Annotated in this window: 8 protein-coding genes and 1 tRNA gene; 3 read left to right on the top strand and 6 right to left on the bottom strand. The window is 57.5% G+C overall.

Annotated elements, in window-relative coordinates:
• Window positions 1-151: 151 nt before the first annotated feature.
• From AC3EML_RS10205 to AC3EML_RS10180, 6 genes are all read right to left on the bottom strand, one after another.
• Entirely contained in the window at window positions 152-2,830 is a 2,679-nt protein-coding gene (locus tag AC3EML_RS10205; RefSeq protein WP_352563477.1) for a DEAD/DEAH box helicase, read from the bottom strand.
• A 1-nt stretch (window position 2,831) separates the two neighbouring features.
• Window positions 2,832-4,520, bottom strand: a complete 1,689-nt coding sequence (locus AC3EML_RS10200) for a site-specific DNA-methyltransferase (RefSeq protein WP_488505196.1) — start codon at window positions 4,518-4,520, stop codon at window positions 2,832-2,834.
• A 5-nt stretch (window positions 4,521-4,525) separates the two neighbouring features.
• Window positions 4,526-5,707, bottom strand: coding sequence for a hypothetical protein (locus tag AC3EML_RS10195; RefSeq protein ID WP_488505195.1), 1,182 nt, complete (start codon window positions 5,705-5,707; stop codon window positions 4,526-4,528).
• Between the two features lie 152 nt (window positions 5,708-5,859).
• Window positions 5,860-8,697: an SNF2-related protein gene (locus AC3EML_RS10190; RefSeq protein ID WP_488505194.1), complete on the bottom strand. Its 2,838-nt coding sequence runs from the start codon at window positions 8,695-8,697 to the stop codon at window positions 5,860-5,862.
• Window positions 8,698-8,925: 228 nt separating this feature from the next.
• On the bottom strand, window positions 8,926-10,497 hold the full coding sequence (locus AC3EML_RS10185) for a tyrosine-type recombinase/integrase (protein WP_352522142.1): 1,572 nt from the start codon (window positions 10,495-10,497) through the stop codon (window positions 8,926-8,928).
• 102 nt (window positions 10,498-10,599) lie between these two features.
• Window positions 10,600-10,674, bottom strand: a tRNA-Thr gene (locus tag AC3EML_RS10180).
• Window positions 10,675-10,824: 150 nt separating this feature from the next.
• Here AC3EML_RS10180 and AC3EML_RS10175 point away from each other — a divergent pair.
• The 3 genes from AC3EML_RS10175 to AC3EML_RS10165 all read left to right on the top strand — a co-directional run bounded on the left by AC3EML_RS10175 (window position 10,825) and on the right by AC3EML_RS10165 (window position 13,056).
• Window positions 10,825-11,019 carry a hypothetical protein gene (locus tag AC3EML_RS10175; protein WP_023669287.1) on the top strand — a complete coding sequence of 65 codons (195 nt, stop codon included), beginning with the start codon at window positions 10,825-10,827 and terminating at the stop codon, window positions 11,017-11,019.
• A gap of 142 nt (window positions 11,020-11,161) precedes the next feature.
• Complete coding sequence (gene murA / locus AC3EML_RS10170; protein WP_023727782.1) at window positions 11,162-12,454, top strand: UDP-N-acetylglucosamine 1-carboxyvinyltransferase; 1,293 nt, start codon at window positions 11,162-11,164, stop codon at window positions 12,452-12,454.
• Window positions 12,455-12,621: 167 nt separating this feature from the next.
• Window positions 12,622-13,056 carry a DUF2948 family protein gene (locus AC3EML_RS10165; RefSeq protein ID WP_023681909.1) on the top strand — a complete coding sequence of 145 codons (435 nt, stop codon included), beginning with the start codon at window positions 12,622-12,624 and terminating at the stop codon, window positions 13,054-13,056.
• Window positions 13,057-13,105 lie beyond the last annotated feature (49 nt).

Raw genomic sequence — 13,105 nt, 5'->3', positions numbered from 1 at the left:
TGATCAAGTTATTAGGTGGCCAGAACCACTGATTGTGTCGAACCCTTGCGCCCAAAGCATCTGCTCACATCCGGATCCGACGATGAATAGAGTTTCCGGTGGGAAAAACCTGCCAAATCGGAATCGACGACGATTGATCCTCGGGTGGGTTTCAGACCAACCTGTGCTTCGCCATCAGGCCGGCTAAAGTCGCGCTCTCGGTGACCGCACTTTCTGGCACGATCGCATAGCCCCAGGCCTTCGACGCGGTGTCCGTCGATATCTGATTGGCGTGCTTGACCCATTCACAGGCCGCGCGAGATTTCTCCTGGACTGTCTGATCACTCATCTCGCCATCGGCCTTGATCTCGACGATCAATTTATGCGCCGAAAGCTCAATAACGAAATCCGGCTCATAGGCCTTGCCTGATCGATATTCGATCTGGAATTGCCCGGGACCTGGCTTTACCCAGCGCAGCACGTCTTTCTCGAATTCGTTGTCGATCAGTGCAGCGAAGCGGCGTTCGGTATCAGACTGGAACTTGTGAAAGTTGTAGGGACTCTTGCGTGTTCCCTTGAACACGTAGCTTCTGGTGTCCGACAGGGGCTTTGCGGCGGAGTTTATGTCGAGCATCTTCGCGATGCTGGTTATGCTGATGCTCAGCGGTTTCAGCGACCGAAACGACCTGACAAGCTTTGCCTGATAGTCCGCCGGCGTTTCGCGATAGTGGTCCTTCATCTGCGCAAAGATGAACTCTGCAATCGCCTTTCCGTGCGCGAGCGCGACATTCTCTACGTCGTCCTCGGTTAAGAGGTATGTTCGCAGGTGTGACACTGACTGACCGGCGAGCCTATAGAGAAGATCGGATTGCGAGTCATAGTCGACCTGGTCGTAGTCGATCAGATGCTTGACGACATAGTTTTCGAGCAGACCTTCTTTCGGCCCGGACATCGAACGGGCTAATTCGCGCTGGTTCTGGTCCCGTAGGTTGCGGATTAGGATCCGATCAGACAGCGGCTGATAGCGGATTGTCTGCAGGCCCGTCAGGTCGAAGGTGTCGAACCAGAAATTCACCTCCCGGCTCGGTATGACGACGATCTCAGGAATATCTATCGTATTCTCGGCAACGCTGGCGGTGACGATGCCGACGATCTCCTCGACTCTCAGTTGAGGGACTATGCCCTCCAGCGAGCCCTGGGCGGGCTGCAGGGCGCGTTTGATGTCCGCAGCGAGTTCCTTTCTCACCTCCGGCGTCAAAAGCTGCTGAACGCCACCCTTGAGCTGCCGCTCATACTTGCGGGTAATGAAATCGAGCGCGGACTCAACGACCTTGCGGTCGTCGACGTGATCGAAGGTCACGGCGCCTTCCTGCATCCCCGCGAACGCAGAACCATTACCAAGCAGGGTAGCCTCGAACGAGACAGGAATATCGACCACTCGCTCGGTTTCAGCCGGAACGTCCCCGCCTTTGCCGATCGTCAGCGTCTTGATCTGCACAAGCGAGTCAACTTCCCTTGCGCGCTTGATCACCTCATCGAAACGGTCATGCGCGATTACGGTCAGGGTATCGACCGACTCGACACCGGTGCGCTCGCCGTAGGGCAGGCGAAGCCCGCGGCCGAGCGTCTGCTCGGTGAGGATGTCAGAAGCAGACGCGCGAAGTGGGATGATCGTGTAGAGATTGTTGACGTCCCACCCTTCCTTCAGTTTGTTCACATGGATGACGATCTCGGTGAGATTGTCGGTTTCTAGACCAACCAGCCGCTGGATTGCCTCGTCGCTTTCGTCGCCCCGCAGATTTGAATGAACCTCTGCGACACGGCCCTTGTAGGCGCCCTTGAAGAATTCATCGCTTTCGATCCGGGTGCGCAGTGCGCTCGCGTGGGTCGTGTCCTGGGCGACGACTAGCACGAACGGATGCACCCGGTTCCGGCCTGATTGGCGGGCGTAGAGGTCGAGCTCAACCTTCACATGCTCATGATAATGGATGCCGTCTTCGAGCATGATGAGTTCGAGCTGGTGGTCGTCGAAATCATCCCGATTGAAATCCGCCCGGGTCGCCACAGCGGGTTCTTTCACCATCCCGTCGGCCATTGCGTTGCCGAGCCCATATTCGAAAACGACATTGCGAAACGCCGTCGATTTGGCCCCGACGGATTTCGGCGTCGCGGTCAGTTCGAGGCCGAGTGCCGGCTTCAATTCGTTTACTGCCCTCATGCCAGCGCTTGCGCGATAGCGGTGGGCTTCATCCATCAGCAGCACAAGATCGGGGAGGGCCGCCAGGTAATCAAAATAGGACTCGCCTATGGTCTCGCGCATTGTGCGGATGCGCCCTTTGTCCTTGTTGATTTTGTCGACGTTGAAGATATTAACGATGGCCTCGCTGCCGAAGAGGTCGGAGCCGCGCACACCCCGCCCCTCTTCCCAGGTATCGCCGGTGACGATGACCGGTGGAGTTTGGGCAAACTGAGCGATGCCGCGAAACACATACTTCAACGACGCCTGTTTCGAGAAATCGGCAACCAGCTTGTCGTAGATCGTCGTGTTGGGTGCCAGGACAAAGAAGTTCTTCGACCGACCGGCAAGGTAAAGCCAGGCAATAAAGGCACCCATCAACCGGGTCTTGCCTACGCCCGTTGCTATAGCGAAGCAGATCGAGGGAAAGTCGCGCTCGAAATCCAGCACGGAAGGATATGAGCCCTGGATTGCATCCAGCGCCGCGACTGGGTCTCCGCCCTTCGCCAGGCCAATGCGGCCGACTATGTTAGCCAAGATTTCAAGCGACTGCTCTTGCGGCGCGCGCAGTGAAAGGCGCTGTGCGATCTGACGGCGGATGCGATCCTCGCTCATCTTAGACCTCACCTTCGTCGGCGCTGAGGTTGAAAAGCGGCAGGTCTAAATCCTTCTTGCGCTTTCCACTTGAGATCCGCGGTTCTTCAGCTTCATCGGGCGCCAGCGGGAGGTTCTGGACGTTCAGTGAATAGTCGTCGCGGCCCCATTCGCATTTCGACAGGATCGCAGTCGGGATCTTCACAAGGGTCAGATTTTCAAACGAGTCCGGGTTCGCGTTGAAAGCCTTGCAGCAAATTAGAAGCGAGCGGTCCGGCCCTACGTCTTCCGAAATCTTGCGGCACGCGTCATGGGTCAGATTCTGCGTCGTGACGTATATAAAGTCGGTCTCTGTGGAAAAGCCGTGGTTCCAATATTCATCGGGGTTCTGGGAAGGGGCGTAGGTGAAATTCATGTGCCTGCACAACGCCTCAGCGAGCATTGCCGCGTTGTAGTCTTTCGCAATGACCCAATTGCTGTATTTGTCGTGGACAAGCAGCGACGGGGCGAGGCGGTAGTAACGGAACCCCCCGCCACCCTCCCACCCCACCGTTTCGGTAATGCCGCCGGCGTCGTCGCCGTCGATAACTTTCTTCAGGCGTGGCACGACATGGGTCTCGGCATGATCGCCGAGCTCGACCATTATCCAACGACGGCCCATCTTGTGCGCAACTGCGCCAGTGGTGCCAGAGCCGCCAAAGGAGTCGAGCACGAGATCGCCAGGGTTAGACGCGATATGAATAATGCGATGGAGCAAGCCTTCGGGCTTCGGTGTCGCAAAAGGTTCAATTCCGGGCAAGAGTTTGTTGAGATGATCCCGCTTTGCGCCTTGGTTGGTTCCAACTTCGTCCGCTGTCCACCACGTTCGAGGCGCCACGCCATCTCGAACTTCCGACAAATACCGCTTAATGATTGGGAGCCGGTCGCCGTCGGTGCCAAAATATGCACGGCCCTCGTTTCGAGCGGTTTCCAAAGTCTCTGGTGCAAATGCCCAGTAGCGTCCGGGCGGCGGGGTCACTTTTCTGCCAGATGGGAGTTCAACGGCAAACCGTTGCTTTTCAGTGCCGCTTTTCGCCGTGCCGTCGTCACCCTGCCTCCAGGGGCCGCGTGGATCTTGATCAGGATTTTTGAATTTACCCAGCTGTGTCTCAGTCCTAGGCAGGAGATTTCGGGCCGTAGCCCATCGCTCGCGATCTCTTGAGAATACGAGAATGTTGTCATGTGAAAGTGAGATGTCGGCGTCGCCACGACCGCCTTTGTCTTTCTCCCAAACGCATGTGGCGACAAAATTTGTCCGCCCGAAGATTTCGTCCGCCAAGACTTTAAGATAGTGACCCTCCGTGTCGTCGATGGTGATCCAAAGTGAACCATCATCTGACAGCAGCGTCCTGATCATCTCCAATCGATCGCGCATCAGGCTAAGCCACAGCGAATGCTCCAGCCCGTCATCATAGTGGGTAAAAGCGCTTCCAGTGTTGTAGGGCGGATCGATGAAGACGCATTTGACCTTACCCGCAAAATCCGCTTCCAACGCCTTCAACGCGAGCAAGTTGTCACCATGAATCAGCATGTTGTCGAAAATGTCCGCGTCCGACTTGCGTGCCGTCGCGTGATACGACAGCGACGTATCTTCGATCAGAATGCGCGGCTCGAGCTTCGGTCGCTCGTCCTTGCCGATCCAGGTCAGTTCAAGCTTGGTTTTCTTTGACATTGGGCTCAGTCTGCTTGAGATTTGCGATGGCGGATGCATCGATCTTCCTCGTCCTCCGCACGCCACCTCGCAAGCACTTCCTCTCGTTCGTCCGTGGAAAGGCGACCTGCCGACAGCTGCGATCTGACTTGCCCGTCTGACGTGGCATGGACAGGTGATCGGTCTGTAGCCACCTTGACGTCCATTGCCGTTTTCAGTTCGTCAGCAAGCCGAGCCCTTCTTTTCTCTGCTTGGCGTCGGCTTCGTTCGCGATGCCTCAAGGCTATTGCACGTTTCCGTTCCATTTCTGCAAGGAATTCCTCCGAATTGCCGTTCTCCGCATGCGTGCTGATGAGCAGTGCATGACCCGCAACGTCATCGTCGCGTGCTAGTTTGGCGCCAACATCGTCGACGCGCTGCCCCGGCGCGGATTCTTTCGGAATAGCTTTGGCACTCCTGACGATCACGGCCAATTTCTCGTCCCGTCGTTCTTTGAATGGAATGCGATCCACCTGTTTGCTACCAATCGTGTCACTGGCATCCTGTGATCGCCAACGCAGCCGCCTATGGGCGCAAACATCTCCATCAACATGAGCTTGGCGAAGATGGTCGGTCGGCGAAAGAAAAGAAGGCATGGACCGCGGCACCGATTCCCGAACATCCCGGCCATGCCGGACGTTCCAATGCATTGTATAGAGATGCTCGATTTCTCCGTGGTAACGTAGAGCTTCCATAACCTCAGTTTCAAAGGCGTCCCGAGCCTCTCGGATTTTGATCACCCTACTTTGCATCCACTGCTGAGCATCCATCTGCTTTCTCTCTAGCAGGTCGATTTGCGCGTTCACTCGCGCCTTTTGCTCTCCATCACGACGCTCGACCCGCAGCCAACGCCGGAGGTCTGCGACGTAATCATCAACCTCCTTTAGGCTATCGCGACCACGGTCTTCCAGCCTTCGAACAGCGCGGTCGATATCCGCTTCGCGCTGTTCAAGCATGGACAGATGCTCGAGGTCGCAAGCGCCTAAGAAATCCCAATAGAGCGCTTCAGACACCCATTCGAGTTCAACTGGAGGCGAGTCTTCGGGATCTCTTGGAAGTGAGCATCCCAATTCAAAGAATTTGGCGGTCAGCCATGGTGAGATTGGCTCACCATTGTCGTCGATACAAGCGACTAAGGGAGCAGTCCAAGTGCTGAATGAGGTCTCCATCGTAGCTCTCGACACCATCAGCCAGCCCGAACGATACCGAAGAGACCGGACCTCCCAGGCGGGACCTGAAAAAGTGTCAAGATACAAGTCACAAGCAATCGGCAGGTTTGCGAACTCACTATAACTTGAGCTCGACGCCCTTCTCATGTGAGCTACTCGACCGTCCAGCGGACAGTGAAAAGCAGGTTCTTCCTTGGCTGTCGGTTCAGACTCTCCGCCACGTCGTCGAGCATGTCAGACACTTGCTTGCGCACCTCGCGACGCCGCTCGTGTTTGGAGAGCTTCATATCGTCCATTTGGCCCTCCAGCCTCTTTATGGTGCGTCCAAGATCGAGCTTCTGCTCCATTGTGGCGTCCGGCGAACGCCGCTCTTTACGCAGCGCTTTGATCTCGGCGTCCACCACACCGATCTGCGCATCGAGTTCGATTTCGATGTCCTTTGCGTAGTTGTCCAAGCGTGTTTCCTCTTCCTCGAGCCAGCGGAAGTTCTGTTTCTTCACTCGGTCCGAGAAAGCCGCAAACTGGTTATCTTCGATGCCCTGAAGGCCAGAAGCATCAATGGGGTCCTGCAGTTCTTGAGCTCTTGACGGAACCATGAGCATGCGGTCGGCTGTTTCCGGGGGGATCGCAACTCCATCATCCGTCACGCACGAAAGCAGGAGCTCCTCCCGTGCTGAGTTGCGCGTTTGAATTTGCGCCTTTGAGACACGTAGCAGACCTGATTTTCCTACCAAATTCCTGACGTCGGCGAGCTGTCCGGGAAACGCATAATCTGACAGGTTGAACAGAACTGATGTAGGGCTAGATGGCTCAGCTCGCGCCTTTGCCTTTTCGACGATCTCGGTCGCGAGATTGCCGTCCGAGAGTTGAAAGAACTGCCAGTCATGGTCATCGGCGTCGGGCCATTTAGTCGTCCAAGTTTTGCCTTCGTAGTCAAACCTGAAGATCGCGTCGCGGTGGAACCTGGCACCCGGCAACTCGGCATGGGCAACAATGATAAGACGCCGCGTGAAGTCGTTTACGGCGTTATCCAGCTCGCCCTTACGACCCTTCAGTCGAGCGACGACATCTTGATCGAGATGCTCCAGCACCTTGGCTCGGGCTGATTGCATGTCGGAATCGATACGGTCCTGAAGGGTGGCGGTGAGCGCATCGAACTGCTGAACAATCTCGGCTTCAGTTCGGCTTGACTGGACAATCCCCAGGACGCGCTGCTCGAAATCGACGCCGCGCTCGATCGTGCCTAGAACTTCGTCGCTTGACCCGAACACGCCACTGAAGAGCTTGAATTTTTGGTCCAGTAGTTCGTAGATCCGTTGCTCGGCCTGGTTCTTGCGGTTCAGCATGTTGACCACAGTGACGTCGATCTTCTGGCCGTAGCGATGGCAGCGACCAATGCGCTGTTCGACGCGCTGCGGATTCCATGGAAGATCGAAATTGATCACGAGCGAGCAAAATTGGAGGTTGATGCCTTCGGCGCCGCTCTCCGTCGCTATGAGGATCGTCTTGTCCTTGCCGCGGAAGGCATCGACAACGGCGGCTTTCATGTCCGCAGTCCGAGACCCGGAAACCCGGTCCGTGCCGGCATGTTCGTCGCGCCAAGCCTGGTAGAGAGATTTGCTGACTGGGTCGTTATTCGATCCGTTGAGAAGAACGATCTGGCCGTCGTAACCGTTGGCCGAAAGCAGTTCGCTCAGGTATTTCTGTGTGCGAACGCTCTCCGTGAAAACTACGGCTTTGCGCTGGCCTCCTTTGCCTGAGATCGCATCGAGTATGCCAGGCAGCTGTGTGAGGAGCTTTTCGCCCTTCGCATTCTGGCCTATCGACTCTGCTAGGGCCAGGAACGACTTCAGCTCGTCCAACTCGACAGCCAACAAAGCTGCGTCAATCACCTGTTCTTCATCATCCTCTTTGTCCTCGAGCTCCTCCGCAATCTCCGCGATCGTCTCGATGTCGTCGGTAACGGTCTCGTCGACACGTTGGCGTTTCTCCAGACGCTCGATCAGCGATCGGAGGTAGCCTGTAACGGCAAAAGTCGATGACCCGAGGATTTTGCGGACCTGAAGCACTACGAGTTGATTGGCACGGTCGCCATAGGAAATGGTGTCCTTACGCTGCAGAAAGGTCGACACCTTCTCGTAGAGCTGGACCTCGCGGCTCGGCGGTTCAAAATCGAAGATCACTGCGTTCCGCTTGGTGAAGTTGATGTGACCGGCCTCTTGAACCTGCCGTCGCAGCGTGCGGTAGCAAACTGGTATAAGGCGCTCGCGTAGCGCCTCGAGAGAGGCTGGCGTGGCGCGAGCGCCGGTGTAAAGGGTCTTGAAGGCTTCCTCGCCGCCAAAATGATTGTCGTCAATCATGGACACGATCCCAAAGAGCTCCATAAGGGAATTCTGCAGCGGTGTGGCCGTTAGCAGCACCTTGAACGGATCCTTCAGGGCGTCTTTCAAGAGCTTCGATCGGAGAGCACCTGGTTTGTAGACATTACGCAACCGATGCGCTTCGTCGAACACCACCAAGTCCCACTTGGTCAACGCAAGTTCATCGGCACATCGCGCCGCGAACTCATAGCTCGAGATGATGATGCCAGGAGCATCGCGGAACGGCTTGGCGCGGCCCTCCTTTTTTAAGATCTTGTAGGTAGCCGACTCCAAAATCGTTGCCGGCAGCGAAAACTTTTCCCGCAGCTCCTGCTCCCACTGCTTGCGCAGCGAAGCAGGGACAATCAGAAGGATGCGGCGTCTCTGCTCGGCCCATTTCTGGCCCATAACGAGCCCAGCTTCGATCGTCTTGCCGAGACCCACCTCATCGGCAAGCAGCACGCCTTTCGAGAGCGGTGACTTCAAGGCGAACAAGGAGGCTTCGACTTGGTGCGGATTCATTTCGACCCGCGCTGCGGTCAGAGACCGTGTGAATGCGTCCTGCTCAAAGCCATCTAAAGTTATGCGATGGCTGTGATAGTGGCCTTGGATCTGCGAGTAAGAACCCAAAATTCCCCCAAATTGATTTCAATCGAAACCAGACTGCCAAGTCGGCTCGAGAATGCCCCAGCAATTTCTACTAAGCCGCTCAAAATATCGCAACGTAGTGATGCAGAATTCGATCCCCTTATTTTGCTCGCAGTCTTATTCGGCGCCGTTGGGCGTGCTTGGTGTGTATTTGGTTCAGCCGTGGCACATGGGAGCCGTCGAGGGGGGAGCCGTCACACCGTGGCTATTTTAGAATTCATACCTCGGCAGCCGCGCAATCGCTAACGCCTTCGCGGTGATGGTCACGTCCCCGTAGTCGTCGCCTGCAGTTCGGCCTGCGTGGCCCTGAATTGCATCAAGGGTCCTGTCAGCAATACCGATCTCACGACCGACCGTCTTGAACCGATGGCGCCAGCCGTGGCTAGGGCTCACGCCCTCAGGGATGACCTTCTTTGCCTGAAGCCATTGACTGACTCGGCCGGCCACGGTTTGCGCCGGAAGCGTTCCCTCCTTCTTCTTGGAGGGCGGATAGAATAGGGGACCGTCGGAAGCCGCGTTCACAAATTCTACAAAGCCCAGATCGATCAGTTGCTGATGCAACGGAACATCGCGATAATTGCCTGCCTTTACGGAACCGGCGTCAGGCGCAATCCGAAGCACCGGCACACCATTTTCATAGCGGAAGTCTTGTTTTCGAAGCTGAGTGATCTCGGTGATCCGCGAGCCCGTATGCGCGCAAAGGATCGGCGACCATCGCTTTGCGGCAGTTGTCTGCGGTGCTTCCCGCGTCTGCGGATTGGCAGAATGTTTCGGCTGATGATCGCGAGCGACCTTCAAAACCTCAACCGCCTCATCCAGGGTAAAGCCCTGCTCGCGCGACCGCTGCTTTTTCGAGACCTTGATGCGAACGTTTTCCGCCACGTTGGTTTCGAGCCGATCGTTGTTGACCGCCCACTTCAAGACCGTCCGCACCGAGGCCAAATACACGTCAGAGACGGTCTTGCTGGCGAGCGTCTTCAGGCTCGCATCTTTCCAATCGAGAAGGTTCTGCTTGGTGAGCTTACGGGCGTCGTTGTGGCCGATGAACTTGGACAGGTTGGCGAAAACAGGCGTCCAGCGCTTGCGTGCCTCCCGGCCCTTCCCGTCGGCAGCGCGTTCATCTAGGCAGGCGGCAAGCAAACCTTTCAGAGGAACCGGCTGGCGGTCTTCCTCGGTGGGCTGAGCCGTCGTTAGCAACGGATGCGAGGGATTGCCGTTGAAATCACCGTCGTTTCGTTCGTCTTGTCTCGCCATAGCCTCGTAGGCGGAGACGCAAAGCGCCTGCGCAATCAGGCGCCACTTCAGACTCCCCTTCGCCTCAGTGTGATTGCCAAGAGACCTAAAACGTTCGATACGATCGCCGACAAGCTGATCAAGGTCGTCATCGGACAGCGCTCCGGCATATCCCTTACGCAAACGCTCGCCCTTCTCATAGTCGACCTCAAAGCCCGCATATTGATGATAATGTGCCCGGATCTCTGCATCAAAGGCGAGAAGACCTTGATAGTCTCGGCTGGCGATTTGGGTTGGGGAAAGTGGATAGCGGCCAATGGTTATCGTCTGGTCGCCGGCTGCGAGTGCGCGGCGCTCGCCGAGTGCTATCTTGTGCTGGAGCGCGGCGACAGCACCAGGCAGCGTCTTCAAGGCTGTCCGGTAGTCGGGGCCGAGCGCTGTTCTTAGCTCGCTCTTCCCGTCCATATAGGGCCGAAGCTCTTTCGGGATGACAAGGCGGGCGAAATATCGACCGTCTCGGTTGAGTAGATTACGAATTCGGCCGGCCATCCGCTCCACCGATTTTGTTACGAAATTTGTAACATCAGAATGGACGGAAGACCGAAAAAGTCAACCGTTTCAATCGATTCAATGGTTTAAGTCGGAGGAATCTGGTGCTGCGAGAGAGGATTGAACTCTCGACCTCTCCCTTACCAAGGGAGTGCTCTACCACTGAGCTACCGCAGCCGCTGATGGCGGGGCTTCTGCCATATAGAACCGGCAAGCGCAAGGCGTCTGTGAAAGGCTTTGCCAGACAAGTTTCGCTGACATGGCGGCGCCACAATGCTAGCTATCCCTTGAACGGCAGGCCCTGCCAGTTGCGGGCGGGACGGAACGATGGACGAGAAGACAATTCCACCGAAAAAGGCTGATCCGGAAAAAAAGGACGGGACTGACCGCAAGGACCGTCTGGCCGAGCAGCTGCGCGCCAATCTCATGAAGCGCAAGACGCAAGCGCGCTCGCGGCGCACCGGTGATCCTGACCAGCGGCCCGAAGGACTGCCGGCTGCTGAAAAAATGCACAAGGACTGACCGATATCAGCCACACTGGCCGGTCACCTTGGCCAAAGGGGCTCAGAAATCCTATTTCTTGAACCAAGCCGGCCAATGGTCTAGACGGGCCGATACTCAAACTGACGAAAACCGGCCTTTCGGGCCGAGGGGACATTCTCTCATGGATCGCATCAGAATTGTCGGCGGCAACAAGCTCGCCGGAAGCATTCCGATTTCGGGCGCGAAAAACGCCGCTTTGCCGCTGATGATCGCCTCGCTGCTCACCGACGACACGCTGACGCTGGAAAACGTGCCGCATCTGGCCGATGTCGAGCAGCTGATCCGCATCCTCGGCAATCACGGCGTCGACTATTCGGTCAACGGCCGCCGCGAGAAGCAGAATGAAGGCTATTCGCGCACCATCAATTTCTCGGCCCGCAACATCGTCGACACGACCGCGCCTTACGAGCTGGTGTCGAAGATGCGGGCATCGTTCTGGGTGATCGGCCCGCTGCTGGCCCGCATGGGCGAGGCGAAAGTGTCGCTTCCCGGCGGTTGCGCCATCGGCACGCGGCCGGTCGACCTGTTCCTTGAAGGCCTGCAGGCGCTGGGCGCCGACATCGATGTCGACACTGGTTATGTGCTGGCCAAGACCAGGAACGGCCGCCTCGTCGGCAATCGCTATGTGTTCCCGAAAGTCTCCGTCGGCGCCACCCATGTGCTGATGATGGCGGCGGCGCTCGCCAAGGGCGAGACGGTGCTGGAAAACGCCGCCTGCGAGCCCGAAATCGTCAACCTCGCCGAATGCCTCAACGCCATGGGCGCAAAAATTTCCGGCGCCGGCACTCCAACCATCACCATCGATGGCGTCGAATCGCTGTCGGGCGCGCGCGTGCGCGTCATCCCCGACCGCATCGAGACCGGGACCTATGCCATGGCTGTGGCCATGACCGGCGGCGATGTCGTGCTCGAAGGCGCCCGCCCCGAGCTGCTACAGACCGCGTTGGATGTGATTGCCCAGACCGGTACCGAGATCACGCCGACCAACTCCGGCATTCGCGTTAAGCGCAACGGCGCCGGCATTTCGCCGGTCGACGTCACGACGGCGCCCTTTCCGGCCTTCCCGACCGATCTGCAGGCGCAGTTCATGGGCCTGATGACCATGGCCAAGGGCAAGTCGCGCATCACCGAGACCATCTTTGAAAACCGCTTCATGCATGTGCAGGAACTGGCCCGGCTCGGCGCCCACATCACGCTGTCCGGCCAAACGGCGATCGTCGACGGCGTCGCCAAGCTGAAGGGCGCACCCGTCATGGCGACCGATCTGCGCGCCTCGGTGTCGCTGGTCATCGCCGGTCTGGCGGCCGAAGGCGAAACGACGGTCAACCGCGTCTACCACCTCGACCGGGGTTTTGAGCGGCTGGAAGAAAAGCTCTCCAATTGCGGCGCGGTGATCGAGCGGATTTCGGCTTGACCGCACGGCAGTTGCTTCAGACAGACAGGCGTCTGGTGCTGCCTCCATTCACCGCCAACACTTCAAACCCGAGGCGCTAGCCTCGGGTTGAATTTGTGTCGCGGTTGCACCGACCGGAAAGACCGCCTAACAGAAGGCTGAAACCAACTTTCAGGTGTGCATTCGGCATGGCAGCCCTCAAACTCATTGCGCTCGACGATCAGGATCTGAGCATCGTCTCGGCTCACGTCCAGGACGCCGTGATGAAGGTCTCGGATCTCGAATACCTGCCTTCGGCCAAGCGTTTCATATTGACCATGAACCGCTTCGTCTGGGAGGCGAAGTCCGGGCTGTTCAGCAAGCACAATGAGCGGCGCCAGGCGGTGTTGCATTTCGACCGCGTGCTCGGCGCCAAGACCAGCGGCATTGCCCGCGATCGGCCGGCCGAGGTGCTGTCGCTTCTGGCAATCAGCTTTATCGAAATCAGCAAGCCGGCCGGCATCGTCGAATTGGTCTTTTCCGGCGGCGGCGCGATCATGCTCGACGTCGAATGCATCGAGGCGCGGCTTGCCGACATAGGCGGCGCCTGGGAAGCGACCTCGCGTCCGGTGCACAGGGTGTAGAGCATGATCCCAAAAAGTGGGTGCCGGTTTTTGTTGGACAAAACGGGAA

The organism is Mesorhizobium sp. P170090, from assembly GCF_057786115.1.
The sequence above is the reverse complement of the archived record's forward strand: the minus strand, read 5'-3'. Positions and strand labels throughout refer to the sequence as shown.